Origin of the sequence: Streptomyces sp. NPDC058685, from assembly GCF_042714725.1 — a bacterium.
In the GTDB taxonomy this organism is placed as follows: Bacteria; Actinomycetota; Actinomycetes; order Streptomycetales; family Streptomycetaceae; genus Streptomyces.
In genome coordinates, this window is the sequence record NZ_JBHXSL010000009.1 from 50,437 (window position 1) to 71,562 (window position 21,126).

General features: G+C 72.6%; 18 protein-coding genes. 12 read left to right on the top strand and 6 right to left on the bottom strand.

The window, feature by feature from the left end:
• The first annotated feature begins 117 nt into the window (after window positions 1-117).
• From ACFWU3_RS11045 to ACFWU3_RS11060, 4 genes are all read left to right on the top strand, one after another.
• Complete coding sequence (locus tag ACFWU3_RS11045; protein ID WP_384434439.1) at window positions 118-1,329, top strand: pyroglutamyl peptidase; 1,212 nt, start codon at window positions 118-120, stop codon at window positions 1,327-1,329.
• Between the two features lie 119 nt (window positions 1,330-1,448).
• Complete coding sequence (locus tag ACFWU3_RS11050) at window positions 1,449-2,180, top strand: carbon-nitrogen hydrolase family protein (RefSeq protein ID WP_384434441.1); 732 nt, start codon at window positions 1,449-1,451, stop codon at window positions 2,178-2,180.
• Window positions 2,181-2,247: 67 nt separating this feature from the next.
• The gene (locus ACFWU3_RS11055) at window positions 2,248-2,640 is read left to right on the top strand and encodes an AraC family transcriptional regulator (RefSeq protein WP_327684407.1); all 393 of its coding nucleotides are present in this window, start codon (window positions 2,248-2,250) and stop codon (window positions 2,638-2,640) included.
• A 92-nt stretch (window positions 2,641-2,732) separates the two neighbouring features.
• Window positions 2,733-3,143, top strand: a complete 411-nt coding sequence (locus ACFWU3_RS11060; protein ID WP_383242422.1) for a VOC family protein — start codon at window positions 2,733-2,735, stop codon at window positions 3,141-3,143.
• Between the two features lie 74 nt (window positions 3,144-3,217).
• Here the strand turns inward: ACFWU3_RS11060 and ACFWU3_RS11065 are convergent, their stop codons facing one another.
• Window positions 3,218-4,048: an EI24 domain-containing protein gene (locus ACFWU3_RS11065; protein ID WP_384434445.1), complete on the bottom strand. Its 831-nt coding sequence runs from the start codon at window positions 4,046-4,048 to the stop codon at window positions 3,218-3,220.
• A gap of 128 nt (window positions 4,049-4,176) precedes the next feature.
• Here ACFWU3_RS11065 and ACFWU3_RS11070 point away from each other — a divergent pair, with 128 nt between their 5' ends.
• On the top strand, window positions 4,177-6,720 hold the full coding sequence (locus tag ACFWU3_RS11070; protein WP_384434448.1) for a M14 family zinc carboxypeptidase: 2,544 nt from the start codon (window positions 4,177-4,179) through the stop codon (window positions 6,718-6,720).
• A gap of 89 nt (window positions 6,721-6,809) precedes the next feature.
• Here ACFWU3_RS11070 and ACFWU3_RS11075 read toward each other — a convergent pair whose 3' ends face one another.
• Together ACFWU3_RS11075 and ACFWU3_RS11080 are read right to left on the bottom strand one after the other, a co-directional pair.
• Complete coding sequence (locus ACFWU3_RS11075) at window positions 6,810-7,232, bottom strand: organic hydroperoxide resistance protein (RefSeq protein ID WP_313946481.1); 423 nt, start codon at window positions 7,230-7,232, stop codon at window positions 6,810-6,812.
• Between the two features lie 118 nt (window positions 7,233-7,350).
• On the bottom strand, window positions 7,351-8,370 hold the full coding sequence (locus tag ACFWU3_RS11080) for an NADP-dependent oxidoreductase (protein WP_384434452.1): 1,020 nt from the start codon (window positions 8,368-8,370) through the stop codon (window positions 7,351-7,353).
• Window positions 8,371-8,460: 90 nt separating this feature from the next.
• Here ACFWU3_RS11080 and ACFWU3_RS11085 point away from each other — a divergent pair, with 90 nt between their 5' ends.
• Window positions 8,461-8,904, top strand: a complete 444-nt coding sequence (locus ACFWU3_RS11085) for a MarR family transcriptional regulator (RefSeq protein WP_327684402.1) — start codon at window positions 8,461-8,463, stop codon at window positions 8,902-8,904.
• Between the two features lie 188 nt (window positions 8,905-9,092).
• Here the strand turns inward: ACFWU3_RS11085 and ACFWU3_RS11090 are convergent, their stop codons facing one another.
• Window positions 9,093-9,803, bottom strand: coding sequence for a hypothetical protein (locus ACFWU3_RS11090; RefSeq protein WP_384434456.1), 711 nt, complete (start codon window positions 9,801-9,803; stop codon window positions 9,093-9,095).
• Window positions 9,804-9,936: 133 nt separating this feature from the next.
• Here ACFWU3_RS11090 and ACFWU3_RS11095 point away from each other — a divergent pair, with 133 nt between their 5' ends.
• From ACFWU3_RS11095 to ACFWU3_RS11115, 5 genes are all read left to right on the top strand, one after another.
• Window positions 9,937-10,503: a hypothetical protein gene (locus tag ACFWU3_RS11095; RefSeq protein WP_384434459.1), complete on the top strand. Its 567-nt coding sequence runs from the start codon at window positions 9,937-9,939 to the stop codon at window positions 10,501-10,503.
• Between the two features lie 250 nt (window positions 10,504-10,753).
• Window positions 10,754-11,803, top strand: coding sequence for a rod shape-determining protein (locus ACFWU3_RS11100; RefSeq protein ID WP_384434462.1), 1,050 nt, complete (start codon window positions 10,754-10,756; stop codon window positions 11,801-11,803).
• A 63-nt stretch (window positions 11,804-11,866) separates the two neighbouring features.
• Window positions 11,867-13,495: a GAF domain-containing protein gene (locus tag ACFWU3_RS11105; protein ID WP_384434796.1), complete on the top strand. Its 1,629-nt coding sequence runs from the start codon at window positions 11,867-11,869 to the stop codon at window positions 13,493-13,495.
• Window positions 13,496-13,705: 210 nt separating this feature from the next.
• Window positions 13,706-15,142: an acyl-CoA synthetase gene (locus ACFWU3_RS11110; RefSeq protein ID WP_384434465.1), complete on the top strand. Its 1,437-nt coding sequence runs from the start codon at window positions 13,706-13,708 to the stop codon at window positions 15,140-15,142.
• A complete protein-coding gene (locus ACFWU3_RS11115; protein WP_384434468.1) occupies window positions 15,135-16,601 on the top strand; it encodes a carboxyl transferase domain-containing protein in 1,467 nt (488 codons plus the stop codon). Before ACFWU3_RS11110 ends, ACFWU3_RS11115 begins: the two co-directional genes overlap by 8 nt.
• A gap of 25 nt (window positions 16,602-16,626) precedes the next feature.
• On the opposite strand, the gene ACFWU3_RS11120 is transcribed toward ACFWU3_RS11115, so the two are convergent.
• Window positions 16,627-17,886 carry an MFS transporter gene (locus ACFWU3_RS11120; RefSeq protein ID WP_384434471.1) on the bottom strand — a complete coding sequence of 420 codons (1,260 nt, stop codon included), beginning with the start codon at window positions 17,884-17,886 and terminating at the stop codon, window positions 16,627-16,629.
• 140 nt (window positions 17,887-18,026) lie between these two features.
• On the opposite strand from ACFWU3_RS11120, the gene ACFWU3_RS11125 reads away from it, so the two are divergent.
• Window positions 18,027-18,815 carry a VOC family protein gene (locus tag ACFWU3_RS11125; RefSeq protein ID WP_384434473.1) on the top strand — a complete coding sequence of 263 codons (789 nt, stop codon included), beginning with the start codon at window positions 18,027-18,029 and terminating at the stop codon, window positions 18,813-18,815.
• 166 nt (window positions 18,816-18,981) lie between these two features.
• On the opposite strand, the gene ACFWU3_RS11130 is transcribed toward ACFWU3_RS11125, so the two are convergent.
• Entirely contained in the window at window positions 18,982-20,910 is a 1,929-nt protein-coding gene (locus ACFWU3_RS11130) for an RICIN domain-containing protein (protein WP_384434476.1), read from the bottom strand.
• Between the last annotated feature and the right edge of the window lie 216 nt (window positions 20,911-21,126).

Consider the following 21,126-nt stretch of genomic DNA (forward strand, 5'->3'; position numbering starts at 1 on the left):
CTGTGGCTGTTGGGGCTGGTGCGGCCGGAATGAGGCGGTAGCCAGGGCGGCACTCCTGTGGTGGTATTTCCGCGACCCCCCGACGGAAGGATCGCCGTGTCCCGGATACGTGCGCGCGTGACCGTAGTTGGCGCCGCCGCCCTGACCCTCGCCCTCGCGGCTCCGCCGCTCGTCGCCGCCGAGCCGGGCGCTGCCGCGCCGGTCACCGTGGAGGAGGCCCGGCTCGACCGGGCCGTGCCCCAGGAGATTCTGCGGCGCAGCGGATTCGACACGGTGGCACCGGAGTTCGCCGGGGCGCTGGGCCACGCACGGAGCTACCGGCAGGCCGAGCGGGCCGTCGTACGGCATGCCTCCTCGCTCTGGGACCGTGCGGTCGACCGCGCGCAGGGGCGTGGGCCGGTACGCGGCGATCTGAGCCGGGACGACGACCGGCCGCTGTACTGGGCGCGGCTCACGATGACGCGTGAACTGCGGCAGTGGGAGCCCGGGTTCGGGCTGACGACCGCGCAGCGCGACCGGCTCGTCGACCGGCTGGAGCGCTCCTCGCGCGGCCAGGACTCGATGGACCTCCCGGCGGGCAAGGGCGTCAAGCGCATCGTGATGACGGGCTTCGACCCCTTCACGCTCGACCGGGACATCCGGATCAGCAACCCGTCCGGCGCGACGGCGCTCGCGCTGGACGGGACGTGGATCCGTACGGCGGACGGACCGGCCCGTATCGAGACGGCGGTCTTCCCGGTGCGCTGGCAGGACTTCGCGGACGGCACGGTCGAGCGCACCCTGCGCGAGCAGCTGCCGAAGGCGGACCTGTTCACCACGGTCAGCCAGGGGCGCGTGGGCCGTATCGACATCGAGCGGACCAACGGGGCGTGGCGGGGAGGCTTCGGCGACAACCTGAACGTCTCGCGCACCGAGACGGTGCCGGTGAGCGATCCGGCGACGCAGCCGCAGTGGACGACGACGACCCTGCCGTACGCGGCGATCGTGGCCGCGAGGACCGGGCCCTTCCCGGTCTTCGACAACACGGCGGTCACCGAGATCCCGGCGGGCTCCACGACACCCGTGGCCCGCCCGGACGGGCCGACGCCGGGCTCGACCGCGCGGGCGGGCGGCGGCGGCGACTACCTCTCGAACGAGATCGCCTACCGCGCGACGCTGCTGCGGGACAGGCTGGGGCTGAAGATCCCCGGCGGACATGTGCACACCCCGGTCCTCCAGTTCGACGCGGCCAACACGACGGAGATCACGGACCCGGTGTTCGTGAAGAACCGGCTGGAGATCATCGCGCAGGTGCGGGAGATCATCCGGGTCGCGGCCGACGCCTCCTGAGGCAGGGCTCCTCCCCCGCTCCGGCTGACGGGGCGGGGGCAGGCGCGGGGGCAGGCGCGGGGGCCGCGGGTGCGGGAAAGGCGTGGTGCGGGCTGCCGCCGGGCGGTGATGATGGCCGTATGAGGATTGCCGCCGCACAGTTCCGCTCCGCCCCCGGTGACATCGGCGCGAATGTGCGCGCCGTGCGTGACCTCGTCGACACGGCGTCCGGGCAGGGCGCACGGCTGGTCGTCTTCGCCGAGCTGGCGGTGACGGGGTACGAGCCGGATCTCATCGCCGCCGACCCCGCGCTGGTGCTCGCGGAGGACGACGCGCGGCTCGACCCGGTGCGGGAAGCGTGCCGGACGGGCGGCACGGCCGCCGTGCTCAACGCCGCGGTCCGTACGGCCGGCGGCAGGCCCGCCATCACCTCGCTGGTCATCGGGCCGGACGGCGAGCTGCTCGCCCGCTACGACAAGCAGCATGTGCACGGCACGGAGAACGACGTCTTCGACGCGGGCTCCGAGGACGGCCGGTTCACCCTCGACGGCATCGGCTTCGCGACGGCGGTGTGCTACGACAACCGCTTCCCGGAACTCGCCGAGCGGGCACGGGCGGACGGCTGCCGGGTGTACGTGGCGAGTTCGGCGCTGGAGATCGGCAACGACTCTTTCGCGACGGTCTATCCGGTCCGCGCGCGGGACAACGGTCTGTATGTGGTGCTCGCCAACGCGGTGGGCCGTTGCGGTGTCGGGGAGTGCCCGGGCGACAGTGCGGTGTGGGGCCCGGACGGCGCACTGCTGGCCACGGCGGCGTCGAGCGCTCCCGGGCTCGCGCTCGCCGAGCTGTCACCGGCGACGGTGGCGCCGTGAGCGCCGTACCGGTCCCGCCCGGCTCATGTGCCCTGTCGCGGACCACGGTGGACGGGGTGAGGATGCGGTGAGCCGCGCCGCGGAAGAGACCAACCGCCGCATGCTGCGGGCCCGGGACGCGATGGACCGCGCGTACGCACAGCCGCTGGACGTGCCGGCCCTGGCCAGGATCGCCCATGTGTCCCCGGCGCACTTCGCACGCACCTTCCGGGCCACGTTCGGCGAGACGCCGCACCGCTACCTCCAGCGCCGCCGTGTGGAGCGGGCGATGTATCTGCTGCGGGAGACCGACCGCAGCGTGACGGACATCTGCTTCGAGGTCGGCTTCGGCAGCCCGGGGACCTTCAGCCGTACGTTCCGTGACATCGTCGGCCGGCCGCCGAGGGCGTACCGCAAGGAGGCCGCGGCGGCGGACGTGCCGACGTGCTTCACGAAGGCGTGGACGCGGCCGGTCCTGTGAGCGGCGGCCCGCCCGGCGGTCCTGCGCGGACATCCCCGGACCGAGCAGTTCTGGATAAGTTTTCGTCCGCCGCGGCCCGTAGCGTGAGGGCCATGTTCAACGCCATCACGCACTCACAGATCTACGTCCTCGACCAGGACGAGGCCCTCGACTTCTATGTCGGCACGCTCGGCCTGGAGGTCGGCGCCGATGTCGACCTCGGCTTCATGCGCTGGCTGACCGTCAGCGTCCCCGGCCACCCGGAGCGGCAGATCCTGCTGGAGCGGCCAGGCCCTCCGGCGATGTCGGAGGAGACGGCCCAGCAGGTCCGCGAGCTGGTGACCAAGGGCGCCATGGGCGGCTCCCTCATCTTCAGCACGGACGACTGCCGCGGGACGTACAAGACGCTGCGGGACAAGGGCGTCGAGTTCACCGAGGAGCCCACCGAGCGCCCGTACGGCATCGACTGCGGCCTGCGGGACCCGTTCGGCAACAGCATCCGCTTCACCCAGCCGAAGACCTGAGGGCCGGAAGGAGCCGGGCGCGGAACCCGGAGGGGGCCGCGGCGATCAGGCGCGGAACCCGAGGCTCGCCGCCGTCAGGATCGGTACCCGCCCCGTCCGGCGTCGTTGAGGCCCCGGTCCTTGTCGAGGCTGTAAGGGGCCGGGGCCTGCGGTGACGGCTCGTCGGACTCCGTGCCCGCCAGGTCGCGCACCATCAGCGTCGCGCCGGCCACCGCGCCCGGCATCAGGAACACCGCGACGAGCGGCACGATGAACGCCAGCGTGAGCGGCACACCGAAGCCGAGGACCATCATCCGGCGGCCCCGCAGCAGGACGAGCCGCTCCTTCAGTTCGACGCCCCGGCGCTGGAGGGCCACGGCGGTGAGCTCCTCGGCGAGGAAGAAGCCGGAGACCGCGAAGCCGAGCGCGGGGACCACCGTCTGGCCGACGACCGGCAGGAAGCCGGCCGCGAACAGCAGAATCCCGTAGAACACCACACGCGCCACGACCCGCAGCGAATCGCGCGCGGAGATCCACAGCTCGCGCCAGAGGGGCAGCCCCGATCGGGGAACCCGGCCGCCCTCGGTGCGGTCGACCTGTTCGGAGAGCGACTCGTAGAAGGGCTGACCGATCAGCAGGGTCACGGCCGTGAAGGTGATCACCGCGACGAACAGGCCGAAGGTGAAGACGAGGGCGGTCAGAAAGCCGCGCAGCAGCCCGAGCCACGGCGAGGACCAGCCGTCGGCGAACGGTGTCGCCCAGCCCACCAGATTGTCGGCGCCGTAGCCGAGGCCGACGAGCGCGCCCGCGTACAGCACGAGGGTCACCAGGCCGGGCAGCAGCCCGAAGCCGAGCCAGCGGCCGTGTCCGGCGACCCAGCGCTGGCCCTTCATCAAATAGCCGAAGCCGACCACCAGATCACGCATACGCCCAGCCTAACGGGCCGCCGGGAGGGACAGGCCGGCCGGTCGGGGCGCGGCGAAGAGGGCGAACGGCCGATCTTCTTCCGGACATCTGTTGCCCCCGGCACGGCGACACGGTAGACCCTCCGTTCATGGCACTCCTCAGACCAGTCCTGTTCACCACCAGTACCGCCGTCCTCGGAGCCTTACTTCTCAGCCCGCTGTCCGCGTCCGCGGCACCGGGGCGCGACGAACCGCGGCCGCACCCCGTACGCGAAGGGGCCGGGCGGGACACCGCGCGGGACTCCACGCCCGTGGGAGCCGCTGCGCTGCGAGCGCTGGAGCGCGCGACGCCGGGGCTGCGGAAGGACGCCGGCTACCCGCGGCGCACCGTCCTCGACGCACCGCCCGTCAACGCCGCCGACAAGTCGATCAAGCTGGGGCTCGCCCCGTACCACTCGCTCGCACCGCGGCTCAACGCCCTCCAGAAGCTGGGCAACCGGGTGAGCGTGGAGGTCGCCGGGCACTCCGCCGGCGGGCACGAGCTCTACCTGGTGACCGTCACCGCGCCGGAGAGCTCCGGGCAGGCCCGCGACCAGGAACGCATGCGGGAGCGGATCGAGAACAGCCCGGCCGCGGCCGCCCGGGACAAGCACATCAAGGCCGCGTACAAGACGCCCCTGTTCATCAACAACAACATCCACGGCAATGAGTGGGAGGGCACGGACGCGGCCCTGAAGCTCATCGAGGAGCTGGCGAAGGCCAAGGACGCGAAGACCGCCGGGCTGCTCGCGAAGAACCGTGTCTATCTGAACGTGACCGCCAACCCGGACGGCCGGATCGCGGGCACCCGCGCCAACGCCAACGGCTTCGACCTGAACCGCGACTTCATCACCGCGACCCAGCCCGAGGCACGGGCGATCCGCCGGATCGCGATCGACAAGCAGCCCGCCGTGATGCTCGACCTGCACGGCTATGTCAACGGCACGCTCATCGAGCCCACGACACCGCCGCACGGCGAGAACTACGAGTACGACCTGTTCCTGAAGAACGCGTACGCCAACGCGCTCGGTATGGAGAAGGCCGTCAACGGCCTCGGCTACACCCCCGCCGCCGACGGCGTGCAGCCCGCCGTGATCCCCTTCCGGGACGAGAAGGAGGGCTGGGACGACTGGCCGCCCATCTTCACCCCGCAGTACATGCCCTTCCAGGGCGCGGTCGCCTCGCACACCATCGAGTTCCCGATGACCGTCAACAACGCCCAGTACGACAGCCTGCCGGTCGCCGAGCTGCGCCGCCGCGCGGTGATCAACACGGCGATCGCGGGTGCGGCGATGCGCGCGACGCTGGAGTACACGAACAGCCACCGCGCCTCGGTGATCGCCGACCAGATCGAGACGTTCCGGCGGGGCGCGGCCGGTGAGGCCCAGCGTCCGGTCTCGTCCGAGACGGTGCCCGGGGTGCCCGGTATCGGGCCGGAGGACGTCTACACGACGACGTTCCCGCGGGCGTATGTGATCCCGGCGGGCCGCGGACAGCGCTCGGCGGTCGCCGCGGGCCGTCTGGTGGACCACCTGGTCGCCAACGACGTCCGGGTGGAACGGGCCGTCCGCCCGTTCCGGCTGGCCGGCCGTAGCTACCCGGCGGGGTCGTACGTCGTCGATCTGCGGCAGCCCAAGCGCGGGATCGCCAATGTGATCCTGGCCGAGGGCAGGGACATCAGCGCCGACGTCTCCACCATGTACGACATCTCGGGGTGGAGCCTCGGGCTGCTGTGGGGCGCGACGGTGGACAAGGCCGCCCGGGGCGATCTGCACGTGGTCTCGCGGCCGGTCACCGCCGCCGCGCCCACGGGGTACGTCGCGCCGCGCGGTGATCTGAAGCTGCGGCTGGACGACCCGAAGGAGCTCGCGGCCGTCAACACCCTGCTGGCCCAGGGGGTCGCGGTGCGCCGGACGTCCGACGGCGCGGCGATCGTGCCGGGCTCTGCGCGCAAGGCGGCCGCCGTGCTCGCCGACCGGTTCGGCGTCGTCTTCTCGGCGACGAAGGAGCGCGGGACCGCGCCCCTCGCGCGCACCCGGGTCGCGGCCGCCGTGACGGCGGGCGAGCAGTTCGCGCTGCGCGAGATGGGCTTCGACGTGGTGCCGGTGTCGACCGCGATCCTGAACGCGGGCTTCGACTGGTCGCGTGCCGACGTCCTGTACGTGTCGACGGGCCTCGACCACGGCCGGCTGACGCCGGCCGCACGGGAGGCGTTCGCCGGGAGCGGTGTCGGCGTGGTCGGCCTCGGGTCGGCCGGTGCGGCCTTCAACGCGGCCGCCGGACTGATCCCGGCGACGGCGGCCGAGGGCAACGGCGACGCCAACGGTGTGGTGCGGGTGACCAACAGGGGCGGCGCGATCACCGGCGGCGCCCCGGCCCACACCTTCGTCTACTCCCCGCTCTGGTTCACCGGCCTCGGCGCCGGCGTCCGGGCGGAGCAGTCGTACGGCACCGGCAATCCGCTGGTGGCCGGCCACTGGCGGGCGGCGGAGGACGGCAGCGGCGGCCCGCAGGCGGCCGCGGGCCGGGCGTCGGTCGTCAGCGGTACGACGGCGAAGGGCGCGCCCGTCGTGCTGTTCGGCACGGAGCCGTTGTTCCGTGACCACCCGAAGGGTGTGTTCGCGCAGGTCGGCCGGGCACTGCTGACCCGCTGACCACGCACCGAGGGCCGCACCCCGGACGGGGTGCGGCCCTCAGTCGTGCGTACTGCTGGTGCCTCGGCCGTGCGTGCCTGAGGTGGGACTCAGACCGCGAGGTCGACCGTGATGTTGCCGCGGGTCGCCTTGGAGTACGGGCAGACCTGGTGGGCCTTCTCGATCAGGGCCTTGGCCGTGGCGGCGTCGACGTTCGGGATGGACGCCGTGATCTTGACGATGATCCCGAAGCCCTCGTCGTTCTTGCCGATGCCGACCTCGGCGGTGACCGTCGAGCCGGTGATGTCGGCGTTCTCCTGGCGGGCGACGACGCCCAGCGCACCCTGGAAGCAGGCGCTGTACCCGGCGGCGAAGAGCTGCTCCGGGTTGGTGCCCGCCCCGGAACCGCCCATCTCCTTCGGCGGGTTGACGACCACGTCGAGCTTGCCGTCATCGGTGGAGACGCGGCCGTCACGGCCGTTCTCCGCGGTGGCGACAGCGGTGTACAGGACGTCGGACTGCTGAATGGACATGAAGAGGTTTCCTCCTGTGGTTCGCCGCGACTCGCGCCCACGACCGCGACGGCTCGGCACGAGCCTAGCGTCTCCGCCGGACCGGCAGACATGGCCGGTCACGGCACTAGCGGGTGCACTAGCGGGTGAGGGAAACAATCATCTTTCCGGTGTTCTCACCGCGGAGCAGGCCGACGAAGGCGTCGTAGCCGTTCTCGATGCCCTCGACGACGGTCTCGTTGTACTTGAGCTCACCGGAGGCGATCCAGCCGGCGACGTCCTTCACGAACTGCGGCGCGAGGTCGTTGTGGTCGTTGACGAGCATGCCCTGGAGGCGCAGGCGCTTGCCGATGACCAGGGCGAGGTTGCGCGGGCCGGGGGCCGCCTCGGTGTTGTTGTACTGGGCGATCATGCCGCAGATGGTGGCGCGGCCGTGCACGTTGAACGAGGACAGCGCGGCTTCGAGGTGCTCGCCGCCGACGTTGTCGAAGTAGACGTCGATACCGTCGGGGGCGGCTTCCTTCAGCTGCTGGGCGACGGGGCCGTTCTTGTAGTTGAACGCGGCGTCGAAGCCGTACTCCTCGACGAGGAGCTTGACCTTCTCGTCGGAGCCCGCCGAGCCGATGACGCGGGAGGCGCCCTTGATCCGGGCCAGCTGGCCGACCTGGCTGCCCACCGCTCCGGCCGCGCCGGAGACGAAGACGGCGTCGCCCTCCTTGAAGGAGGCGACGTCGAAGAGACCGGCGTAGGCGGTGAGGCCGGGCATGCCGAGGACGCCGAGGTAGGCCGAGAGCGGGGCGACGGAGCCGTCGACCTTGGTGGCGTGCTTCGCGGGGACGTCCGCGTACTCGCGCCAGCCGAGGCCGTGCAGGACGTGGTCGCCGACGGAGAAGCCCTCGGCGTTCGAGGCGATGACCTCGCCGACCGCGCCGCCCTCCATGGGACGGTCGAGCTGGAAGGGCGGGGTGTACGACTTCACGTCGTTCATCCGGCCGCGCATGTACGGGTCGACCGAGAAGTACAGGTTGCGGACGAGGACGCGGCCCTCGCCCGGCTCCGACACCGGTACCTCACGCAGGGCGAAGTCCTCCGCCTTGGGCCAGCCGTGCGGGCGGGCGACGAGGTGCCATTCACGGCTGGTCTCCGGAAGTGCGGACATGCTGCGTTCCTCCTAGAAAAGCTTCACTACCTGAAACAACCATGCGCACCGATATTTCATGTTGTCAAGTAACCGGGTACCCTGGCGTGCATGGCCACCCCACGTACCGATCCCCTGACCGTCGAGGTCGTCGACCTCATCGGCTCCGTCGTGGCGCGGTACTACACGGAGTACGAGCAGGTCGCGGCCCAGCACTCGCTGACCGGCGCGCAGGCGCGCGTCCTCGGGCTGCTCACGCTGGAGCCCATGCCGATGCGGCGTATCGCCGTGAAGCTGAAGTGCGAGCCGTCGAACATCACCGGCATCGTCGACCGGCTGGAGAGCCGCGGGCTGGTGGAGCGCCGGCCGGACGCGCACGACCGCCGGGTCAAGCTCGCCGCGCCGACCGACGACGGTCTGGAGACGGCGCGGCGGCTGCGGGAGTCACTGGACTTCGCCCGTGAGCCGCTGGCGCAGCTGACGGACGAGGAGCGGACCGTCCTGCGGGACCTGCTCAGGCGGATGCTCGGCGAGGACGCCGCGGCGACGGGCTGAGCACGCGCCGGGCGGGCTCCCGGGGCGCTGATCCCCGGTGTGCGGAGTCGCGGGTCACGAAGACCCGGGACACGGAAACCGACGGAACGGAAGCCCGGGGCGTGGGATCGTGGTGCCCGGGCCCTGGCGCGCGGACGGCGCACGGGTCGCCGCCACCGGAATCCGGCCCACCGGGACCGGAACACGGCTCACAGGCACCAGAACAGGAAACGGTTGCAGGTCGGCGTAGGGGTCGGCGACGGCGTGGGGGCGCCGGGCGGAGGATTCGTGGGCGACCCGCCGGGGCCGGACGACTCGCTCGGCTGCGCGGAGGACGACGGCGACTCGTCGGGCTCGGACGGCTCGTCGGCGCGCGACGAGGGCGGCGGACCCTCCCCCTCGTCCGGACCCTCCGCGGCCGGACTACCGGTGCCGGCGGTCCCCGCGACGGTGACGGTGGAGGTGGGACGTCCGGACGTGGCCGTGGCCTCGACCGGCTGTTCGGTGACGCCGTCGGGACCCTCCGGGGTCTCGTTCGCCTCCGGAGGCTGCGGAGCGAACTCCGTCTCCTCGCTGTCCGCTTCCTTCACGGCCGTCGCCGCTCCGTCGTCGCCCGGGTTCTCCAGGGCCAGTTCGGCGAGGCTCAGCGCGCCGGCCGCGAGCACCAGTCCCACGACGCCGATGAGCACCTTGCGGCCACGCCGCTTGCGCCCCCGCCGGCCCGAGGACTTCGGACGCGGAGGGGCCTGGCGGCGCGAACGCCGATGCCCCGCCGGCGCGGACACCTCGTCCAACTCGAGGACGTGCTCCGCCGCGGGGGCGCTGGGGCTTCGATGCCTGAGCTCCTCGACGGGCGTGCCGCAGCCTGCACAGGCCAGGGCGCCGTTGAGGTGCCGTTGACACTGGTAGCAGTAATCCATGGCGCCCGCAGATTATGCGGCGGGGGTGGGCCAGAGGTGAATGAGACTGTGAGGATCTTGTGTGGAATCTTCACTTCCGCGGCGCGTCCGGTCGCCCGGTTGACGACGCGTCGTGTCCGGTCCGCGGGGCAGGATGTCGGACATGACCGCAGCCGCACCCTTCGGACCTCACGACTTCCAACTGGTCCTTCTGCGCCGGATGGCCGACCACCAGCCGGAGTTGGTGGAGGCCGCGCGCCGGGAACTGGGCGCGTCGATCGCCGACATGCGCGAGGCGAACCGCCGCTGGCAGGCGATGGTGCGCGCACCGCGCGGACGAGGCGCCCTCGCCCGCTACCGCTCGGTGCTCGGACCTGCCGAGCGCACCGAACGCCGCCGGATCGGCGACCTGGAGTGCGACGCCCTCCAGTGGCCCGTACCGCTCTGGCCGGATCTGCGCTTCGAGGTGATGGCGGCGGACGGCGGAGCGGTGTGGAACGAGTGGCTGGTCCGCGCTCCCGGCGCCCCGGGCCCCGAACTGCGGACCCTGGATGACCTCACGGCCTGGTCGTGCACGGTGGACGAGGCGGCTCGCGCGTTTCCCCCGGCCCTGCCGATGGAGGGATCGGCCCCGACCCGCTGGCAGCTGCGGCTGACGCTTCCTGACGGACAGACATGTGTGGCGGAGTTCTGCTGGGGGCTGCTCCAGCGCTTGCTCTAGAGGCCGTACCGACCGTCGGCGTACCACCCCGGACGCGCACCGCGGCCTGCCCCGGCCGTCGGCGTGCCGCCGCGGCCGTGCGACGACCCCTGCGCGCGGAGATCGCCCGGCCCGGCAACGCCCACCCCCCGAATGGCGGCACAGATCTGGCGGATCGTCAGTTTCGTACCCCCGACCGGCTCACCCAGCGCGCGCACTGCTCCCGACGATCGCACGATGCCATCACGAACCGCACTCGGGAGGATCTGCCGTGACCGTCAGTCTTGAGCAGTTGCGCCGTTGCCATGTCGCCGTCGACCTGGGAGCAGCACGGACCAGGGTCTTCGTGAAGGGCGCCGGACTCGTCGTCGACGAGCCGAGCGTCGCCGCCGTGAACACCCGTACGGGCGCGCTGATCGCGGTCGGCGCGCTCGCCGAGAAGATGACGGGCCGTACGCCCGACTACATCCGCGTCGTCCGGCCCGTCTCCGGCGGCACCGTCGTCGACATCGAGATGGCCCAGCGGATGCTCCGTCACCTCTTGGGCGAGAAGCTGCGCCGGCAGCTGCGCCGCAAGCCGCGGCTGCGTGCCGCCGCCTGCACACCGCACGACAGCGACCCGCTGGCGCAGCGCGCCGCGGTCGAGACCCTGGTCGGCCTCGGCGCCCGCCGGGTGGAGCTCGTCGACACCCTGATCGCGGCGGCCGTCGGCTGCGGGCTGCCCGTCGAGCAGCCGACCGCGAGCATGATCATCGTGTGCGGCGCGGCGACCACCCAGATCGCCGTGCTCTCGCTCGGCGCGATCGTCACCGCCGAACGGATCCCCGTGGGCGGCAACGCCATCGACTACGCGGTCATCCAGCACCTGCGCCACCAGCACGAGCTGATGCTGCCGAGCCAGTCGGTACGCCCCCTGCAACTCGCCCTGCGCGGCAACGGACTGACCCCCCAGGGGCCGACTTCGACCGAGATCCACGGGCGGGACGTGGCCACCGGCCTCGCGCGTTCCGTGCGGGTCGACACCGCCGCCGTGCGGGACGCCATCCACACGCCGCTGACCTCGGTGCTCGACGGGATCGGCAAGGTCCTGCGGGAATGCCCGCCCGACCTGGTCGCCGACCTGGCGGAGCGGGGCATCATGATGGTCGGCGGTTCGGCGCTGCTGCCGGGCCTGGACGAGATGCTGCACGAGGCCACGGGTATGCCGGTGCAGATCGCCGAACGCCCCGACATCTGTGCCGTGCTGGGCCTCGGCGCGATGCTGGAGGGCAAGGTCCAGCCGCTGGTCCTCAACCCGCTGGCCGAGGCCGAGGCCGGCTGAGGCAGGGAGCGGGACGAGGGGCGGCCCGCGGTGGGCGAGGCGGGGCCGGCACGGCGTCTCACGATGCTGCTGGAGGCCGTGCTCAGTGTCGGTACCGACCTCGAACTGCACACCACCCTCCAGCACATCGTCGACTCCGCGGCCGGCCTCACCCGGGCGGGCCACGGCGCTCTCGGGGTCCTCGACCCCGAGAGCGGAACGATCACCGAGCTCTACACCGCCGGCGCGGCCGCCCGGACGGAGGGCGACGAGGACTGCCTCTCCCCCGAAGACGGCCGGGCCGCCCCCCTGCCTGCCGGGGACGACGGCCTCATCAGCGCCTTCATGCGCGATCCGCGGCTGCTGAACCCCGACGGCCCCGACGACCCCGCCGGGGCGCCCTCGCCCGGCGCTCCCGGCGGCCGTCCCGGGACGTACACGTACCTCAGGGTTCCGATCCGGGTGCACACCCAGGACTTCGGGCTCCTGTGTCTGACCGAACGCCGCGACGGCTCCTTCACCGAGGACGACGTCGCACTGCTGCGGATGCTCGCCGCACAGGCGGGCATCGCGATCGGCAACGCCCGGCTGTACGAGAGCGCACGGCAGCGGGAGCGCTGGATCGAGGGCGCGGCCGCCGTCACGACCGCGCTGCTCACCGGCGAGAGTGCCCAGGACGCCCTGAAGACGGTGGCCGAACAGGCCCGCGTCCTCGCCGACGCCTCCGCGGGAGTCGTGCTCCAGCCCACCGAGGACGGCGGTATGGAGATCGTCGCCGCGTCCGCGGCCGACGACCCCGGTGACATCGTCGGCACCACCATCGCGCCCGGGTCGCCGGTGCTCGTCCAACTCCTCGGCGGCGAGCCGGTGTTCATCGACGACTCCGCGACCGATCCGCGGATGACCACGCATGTGCGCAGCCGGTTCGGACCGTCGATGATGCTGCCGTTGCAGAGCGGCGGTCGGCTGATCGGCACCCTCGCCCTGCCACGCAGGCGGCACGGCCCTCCCTACACGGCGGCCGAACGGCGGCTGGCGATCCGCTTCGCCTCGCACGCCGCGCTGGCGCTGGTCCTGGCGGACGCCCAGCACAACCGCCGGCAGCTCGCGGTCTACGAGGACCGCGACCGTATCGCCCGGGACCTGCACGATCTCGTCGTCCAACGGCTGTTCGCCACCGAGATGATGCTGGAGTCGACACGGCGGCGCGCACCGGGCGACGAGAGCGACGAGCTGCTCGGCCGGGCCGTGGACGAGCTGGACTCCACGATCCAGGAGGTCCGCACCACGATCTTCGCGCTCCAGCAGCCGCCCGCCGAAGCCCCGGCCGGTTTCCGTGACCGGGTGCTGCGGGAGACCGCGGGGGCGGCCGCGCTGCTCGGCTTCCAGCCGTCCGTGCAGTTCCGGGGCGCGGTCGACGCCCTCGTACGGGAGCCGGCGGACCAGCAGCTGCTGGCCGCGCTGCGCGGTGCGCTGGCGGCTGCGCACCGGCGACCGGACGTCACCGCGATCGACGTGGAGGTGGACGCGACCGTACTGCTGCCGGACGGCCGGCCCGGGGTTCGGCTGGTGGTCGCGGACGACGGGCGCCCCGGTGAAGGAGGGGACGGCGGGGGCGGCGGGCACCGCGAGGACGGCGAGGACCGCGGGCACGGCGAGGACGGCGAGGACCGCGGGCAGGGCACCACGGTCACCTGGCAGGCGCCCCGGTAGGGATACGGGGTACGGACGTCCGCGGCACCCGCGTCGCGCCGGCCGTCCGTACCGGTCAGGGGTGGCGTCCCGCCGCCCGTGCCGTGATCCGGCGGGGGACAATGGTGTGTGCGAGGACCGGCTTGTGTGCGGGCGGGTGCGACGGCGGACGTCGGGACGGCACCCGGCCCAGCGCGGCACAGACACGCTGCATCAGACGGAGGACGACGAGTGACTGACCTCTTCCCGGCGCTGACCGCCGGCTCGGACCGGCCCGCCCTGCGCTTCGGCGAACGCGGTCTGACCTACGGGGAACTCGCCGGCGCGGCGGGCTCGCTCGCCGTACGGATCGGCGGAGCGTCCCGGATCGCGCTGTGGGCCACGCCGACGCTGGAGACAGCGGTGGGAGTGGTGGCCGCGCTGCTGGCCGGGGTCCCCGTCGTGCCGCTGAACCCGAGAACGGGCGAGCGCGAGCTGGCGCACATCCTGGCGGACAGCGAACCGGCGGCCGTCCTGGCGGCAGCGCGAGAGCAACTGCCGGACGGGCTGGACCGGTTGCAGCGCATCGACATCCCGGTGACGGGCGAGGCGGGACCGCCGCCCGTGGTGCCGTCTCCGGGGAACGCGGCCCTGATCGTCTACACCTCGGGGACCACCGGCGCGCCGAAGGGCGCCGTGCTCCCGCGCCGGGCCATCGCGGCGAGCCTGGACGCCCTGGAGGACGCCTGGGAGTGGACGGACGCCGATGTGCTGGTGCACGGACTGCCACTGTTCCATGTGCACGGGCTGATCCTCGGCATCCTCGGCCCGCTGCGCCGGGGCGGCCAGGTGCGGCACCTGGGCCGGTTCTCGGTGGAGGGTGTCACCCGGGAGCTGACGGACGGCGGCACGATGCTCTTCGGGGTACCGACGATGTACCACCGGTTGGCCGAATCACTCGACGAGGACCGGGAGTTGGCGAAGGCGCTCACGGGCGCGCGGCTGCTGGTGTCCGGCTCGGCGGCGCTGCCCGTGCACGACCAGACACGCATCCGTACGGCGACGGGCCGCCCGGTGATCGAGCGGTACGGCATGACCGAGACCCTGATGAACACCAGCGTGCGGGTCGACGGCGAGCCTCGGCCGGGGTCGGTCGGGGTGCCGCTGCGGGGGGTGGAGCTGCGCCTCGTCGAGGAGGACGGCACGCCGGTCACGACGTACGACGGCGCGGCCATCGGCGAGATCCAGGTCCGCGGGGAGAACCTGTTCACGGAGTATCTGAACCGGCCGGACGCCACGGCCGCGGCCTTCGACGGCGACTGGTTCCGCACCGGGGACATGGCGGTGCGCGACCCGGACGGGTACGTGCGGATCGTCGGCCGCAAGGCCACGGACCTGATCAAGAGCGGCGGTTACAAGATCGGCGCCGGCGAGATCGAGAACGCGCTGCTGGAGCACCCGGGCGTCCGCGAGGCCGCCGTCACCGGAGAGGCCGACGCCGATCTGGGCGAGCGGGTGGTGGCGTGGATCGTGCCGGTGGACCGCCGGTCGCCGCCCACCGAGGCCGAGTTGGCCGACCATGTGGCGGCCCAGCTCGCTCCGCACAAGAGGCCGCGGACGGTGCGTTTCCTCGACGCCCTGCCGCGCAACGACATGGGCAAGATCATGAAGCGGGCGCTGCATGGCTGACCGGCTGAGCGCATCCGCGGCGATCGCGTTGATCTGCGACGACTTCACCGAGGCGGCGCCGGTCGAACAGCGGGGCGCGCTCGACGGACAGCGGGACGCGCCGGACGGTCCGATCGGCTGGGAGGGGTACGGCGACCAGCGCGCGGCGGCGGCCCGGCGCACGGGGTCCACCGAGTCCGTGGTGTACGGCGAGGCCACGGTGGGCGGCCGTGCGTGTGTGGTGATCTCCTTCGAATTCGGCTTCCTCGGCGGCTCGTTGAGCAGCCGGGCCGGCGACCGGCTGGAGGCGGCGTACGACAGGGCCCGCGAGCTGGGCAGTCCGCTGGTGTCGCTGATCGCGACAGGCGGCAGCCGGATGCAGGAAGGCATGATCGCGCTGACCCAGCTCCAGCGGGTGGCGGCCGCGTCGGTGCGGCTGCGTGCCGCGGGAGTGGCGCAGATCGCGGTCCTGCGCGATCCGACGACGGGCGGCGGATGGGCGACGCTGGGCGCGGGAGCGGATGTGATCCTGGCCCTCCCGTCGGCCCAGGTCGGCTTCGCGGGCTCCCGTGTGCGGCCCCAGGACGCGGACCCGTCGGCGTACACGGCGGAGGCACAGCTGGCCGCGGGCCAGATCGACGAGATCGTGGCGCCGGAGGACCTGCGGGAGGCGGTGTCGTTCTGGGTGGCGGCGGCCGGGGGTGCGGGCCGGGCCCGCTTCGAGGCGGACGAGGACCGTGCGCCCCTGGACGCGGCCGGTCGGGGCCGCTCGGACACGGTGGAACCTGTCGGCGGTGGAGCGGAGACGGGGGCGGCCCCGTCCGGTCCCGCGCCTCTCCCCTTCGCGCTCGGGGCGCCGTCCCTCCCTCGCACCGGCTGGGACGCCGTCACCCAGGCCCGCGCACCGGGGCGTCCCCATGCCCGGGCCTATCTCGACGCGTACTTCGGCCGGCGCAGGACCCTCAGCGGCGACCGGTGCGGCGGGGTCGACCCCGGGATGCTCTGCGGGGTGGGGACGCACGAGGGGCGGGCCGTCGCCTTCGTCGCACAGTGCGGCACCGCCACCCTCCCGGCCGGCTACCGCACCGCCGCACGCGTCGTGCGCATGGCCGGCCGGCTCGGGCTCCCCGTGCTCACCCTCATCGACACACCCGGCGCCGCCAACGACGCCGCGGCCGAGCGCTCCGGCGCGGGCGCCGCCATCGCCGAGCTGTTCGCCGCGGTCGCCGAAGCCCGGACGCCGGTCACCAGCCTCCTCATCGGTGAAGGCGGTTCGGGCGGCGCCCTCGCCCTGGCCGCACCCGGCAACACCTGGGCCACCCCCGACAGTTACTTCTCCGTCATCGCGCCCGAGCTCGCCGCCGCGATCCTCAAGCGGCGGCCCGAGCAGGTGCCCGGGACCGCCGACCAGTTGCGGCTGCGTCCGCAGGATCTGGTCGAACTCGGCGTCGTCCGCGGGATCGTCGCCCCGCGGGAATGACATCGGGCCCGCCGCTCGGGCGGGCCTACGGCTGAGGGTCCCGTGCGTCGTACCGGGCGAAGCCGCGCCAGCGCAGTGCCAGCAGCGAGACCGCCAGCACACAGGCGATCCCCCCGCCGGTCACCGTCACCGACGGCGAGCTGAGATCCGCGGCGCTGCCCGCGAGGAAGTCGCCGAGCCGCGGCCCGCCCACGACCACCACGAGGAACACGCCCTGGAGCCGGCCGCGCAACTCGTCGGGCACGGCCGCCTGGAGCATGGTGCTGCGGAACGCCATCGAGATGGCGTCAGCGAACCCGGCGAGGCCGAGGAAGAACAGCCCGAGCCACAGATTGCGGGTGAGCCCGAAGACCGCGATCGCCGCACCCCAGGCCCCGACGGCGAGCAGGATCGCGAGCCCCTGCCGCCGGATCCGCCCCTGCCAGCCGGAGAACACCCCGCCGAGCACCGCGCCGAGGGCCGGGGCCGCGACCAGCAGGCCCGCGGTGCGGGCGTCGCCGTCGTACCAGAGGACGGCCACGGCGGGGAACAGCGCGCGCGGATGGGCCAGGATCATGGCGCAGAAGTCGGAGAAGAACGTCATCCGCAGATTCGGCCGGGTCGCCAGAAACCGCAGTCCCTCCAGGACGGATGCCTTCTTCGCGCCCTCGGCACGGTCCGGCAGCATCGAGGGCAGCCGCCACATCGCGTACAGGGACGCGGAGAAGGCGACGGCGTCGATGGCGTACGCGGTCTGGTATCCGGCGAACCCGACGACGAGCCCGCCGAGCATCGGGCCGATGAGCGTCCCGGACGTCATGGTCATCGAGGTGAGGGCGTTGGCCGCGGGCAGCTGCTCGACCGGCAGCAGTCGGGGGATCATCGCGCTGCGCGCCGGGGAGTTGACGGCGGCGCACACGGACTGGAACGCGACCACGCCGTACAGGAACCAGACATGGTGGAAGTCCGCGAACGCCGCGGCGGCCAGAGCCGCCGACAGCACCGCTGAGCCGCTCGCGCTGATGAGCCCGAGCCGGCGCCGGTCCACGGTGTCCGCGATCGCGCCGCCGTACAGACCGAAGGCCAGCAACGGCACGAGCGAGCACAGTCCGACCAGCCCCACCGCGAAGGTGGAGCGGGTGATGTCGTACACCTGGAGCGAGATCGCGAGGGTGGTCATCCCCTGTCCGATCCAGGAGATCGTGTTGCCGAACCAGAGCCGCCGGTAGTGGACGGAGGTGCGCAGCGGGGTGAGGTCGGCGAGTATTCGCGGGCGCACGGAGGGGGCGGGGCTGGTCTGCGGCATGGCGGGAAGTCTATGACCGTGGCCCGGCAAGCCCCTTACATTTTCTGGGAGGCGTGGAGTTCCCGCTTCGCCGCGCGGGGGTCTTCGGGGACGAATAGCGTGAGGGGACAGCACGCCCGTCGACGGGAGGCAGGGATCCCATGGCCGTACGACCGGAAGGCACGCCCTGCTGGGCGGACGCGATGTTCCTCGACCTGGAGGCCGCGAAGAGCTTCTACGCCGACCTCCTCGGCTGGACCTTCGGCGAGGGCCAGGAGGAGTACGGCGACTACACCCAGGCCTACTCGGACGGGAAGGCGGTGGCCGCGCTCTCCCCGCAGATGCCGGGCATGGACAGCCCCGCGGCCTGGAACCTCTACTTCGCCACCCCGGACGCGGCCGCGACCGCCGCGAGGATCCGGGAGTACGGCGGCACCCTGATGATGGAGCCCATGGAGGTCGGCGGGTTCGGCACCATGGTGAGCGCCCAGGACCCGAGCGGTGTGTTCTTCAGTGCCTGGCAGGCGGCCGCCCACGAGGGCTTCGAGAAGACCGGGGAGCCCGGCGCCTACGCCTGGGTCGACGTCCACACCCGTGACGCGCGCAAGGCGGACTCCTTCTTCCCGTCCGTCTTTCCCTTCGAGGTCCAGCGCATGGACGTCGACGACGTGGACTTCCATCTGTGGAGCATCGGCGGTGCCCCGGTGGCGGGACGGCAGAAGACGGAGGAGGACGCGTCCGACGGACTCCCGCCGTTCGCCAACGTCTACTTCGCCGTGTCCGACTGCGACACGGCGGTGACCGCGGCGGTCAAGCTCGGCGGACGGCTGCTGAACGATCCGGCGGACAGCCCCTTCGGCCGGTCGGCGACGGTCGCGGACCCGCAGGGCGCGGTCTTCTCGGTCATCGATCTGCAGAACACCAAGGGTGAGATGCCCACGTTCTCCTGACCGGGCCGGCCGGCGGCGTCCGGCCGCCACGGAAGGTTCGTCGCGCTGTGACCGTCACCCGGTGTGGATGCGCGAGCCGGGGCCCCGCCCCCGAGGTGGGGCCCCGGCTCGCGCATTCCCCCGGAACCTGCGGGGACCACTCTGCCCGGCCGGGGCCCGCCGCTCGTCATCCGCCGGCAGGAGTGGCCTCCTCCGTACGGAGGAGGGATCCGGCCGGTTCGAGAAGGTCGTGGTCCACGGCTTCGACGAGGCTTCCCACGACGGCGGGCAGCTGCTGGAGCGCGGGCTCCAGGCCGGGGAGCGTGGCGGCGTGCTGAGCGGTGCCGGGCGGTCCCGCCGCTCCCCCGTCGTCGCTGACACTGCGCAGATCGGCGTTCGGCACGCCCTGGCGCGTCTGCCCCTCCGAGGTGTGCCGCTCACCGTCCGCCGGCGCTGACGAACTGCCGCGCCCCGAAGGCCCGTTGACCTCCTGCGTGTTCGGGGCGTCGGCGCTCGGACGCATCCTGGGTGTGCCGACGGCAACGTTGTCCGTCGCCCATTGCTGCGCCGCCGAACCGTCGCGGACCTTGACCACGACCGGCGCCCCCGCCCCGGTGGAGCTGGGGACGACCGCCAGCGACTCGTTCCAGCGGGGGACCACATGGCCCTGGATGGTCAGGTCGTACCGGACGTCGGACGCGTCGGGCGCCGAGGACTCGGGGCAGGAACCGAGCACGAGCACACCGTCGAGCTCGTGGGAGTTCAGGCACAGTTCGAGGGCCGCGCCGCTGCGCAGCAGGCCGTCGTTCTCGTAGACCCACTGCTGGGTGACCGATGTGGTGCAGGCGGCCATCGTGGCCTCGGTGCCGAACTGCGCGCGACGGTCGCGGATGTCGAGGCACAGACCGGCCACGGTGTTGCGCAGTCGTGTGCTGAAGGGCCCGGTCGGGTGGGCGGCCGAGGTCGTCGACGGCTGCGGGCCCGGAGTGGCCGGGGTCCGGCCACCCGGTGCGGGGGGCGCGGAGACGGAGCCGCCCGGGGCGGGCGGACCCGCGGTGCTGCCGTCGTCCACCCACAGCTGGCTGACGAGGGTCGCGACGACCAGAAGACCGGCGACGACGCCGAGACCGGTGAGGACGGCGCCCCGGCCGCGCTGCGGCAGGGTGATCCGGCGGCCCCGGAAGGTGAGAGGGAACAGCGTGCGGGCGTGTCCGCCGCGCGAGTGCCGGCCGGGACCGCGTACCGGGCCGTGCACGGCGGCCGCCCGTGCCTGGTAGCGGGCGTTGTTCCGGGCGGGCCGGGAATCGAGATAGGGCTGGGCGGCCCAGCCGAGCAGTCCCTCGGCCAGCAGCAGGGCGAGCCGGCCGCCTCCGTGGTCGAGCTGTTCGGCGGCGAATCGGCAGTGCCGGCACGTGGCCAGATGCGCCTGGATGTCGGGTATCAGCGTGCCGCCGCGGCGCAGGGATACATCGAGCAGCCGGTTGTAGTGGCGGCATTCCTTGTCCTGCGCGAGTTCGAGATGGGACCGCAGGATGCCCACCCGGAAGATTTCCCGTGCCTGATCGAGCTGCCCGGCCGCGGTGCGCGGATCTGTTGCCAGCAAACCGGCCGGTACGGATATGCCCTCTGCCTCCACCTCGACATGCCACAGGAGGCATTGGGCGGGGCCGGGCATTGCCTGGAATGACCTGGCGACCAGGGCCCGGTTTTCGGCCAGGGTGAACATGTCGACCGGTACGGTGCGGCCCGTCTCGGGATTCCGTAGTTCGGGCAGGGCGGTGACCCGCTCGTCGGCCGCCCACGCCTTGGCGGTCTGCCGTGCCGTGAGCAGCAGAAGGGGCCGCAGAGCGGCGGTCGTCCGCGCGTGCCGCAGATTTTCGAGCACCTTGTTGAACGCCGCCGTGGCCAGCATGGACGCCGCTTTGGCCGAAGGGGTGCCGATCGACGCGTAGTCGAAGACGGGTTGCCAGTGCCTCGCGAGCAGCACGGCCACCGAGCGGGTCTCGGCGTCGCCGTCGCCGCTCCGCAGCTCGGCAGCGAGGCCTTCGTCGGAGCCCCCGGGGTCGAGACCGGTGCGGGCAGGTGGGACGGGACCCTGAGTGCGGGGCTTCTGCATGAGACGTCTTTCCATCCAGGGCAATGCGGTGGGGGGTTGAGCAGTGCCGTCCCCGGCCCGTAATCGGCCGGGGATTCCGGTTGGTGAAAGGTGGTGCGCGCCTACTTGGTCTGTACCGCGATCCATTCGAACGGTTGAACAAAAGTTGCCATGTTCGGACGTGAGGAAGCTCACCTTGGCACAACCGCCGGGCACTGAACAAGAGTTCTCGAACCG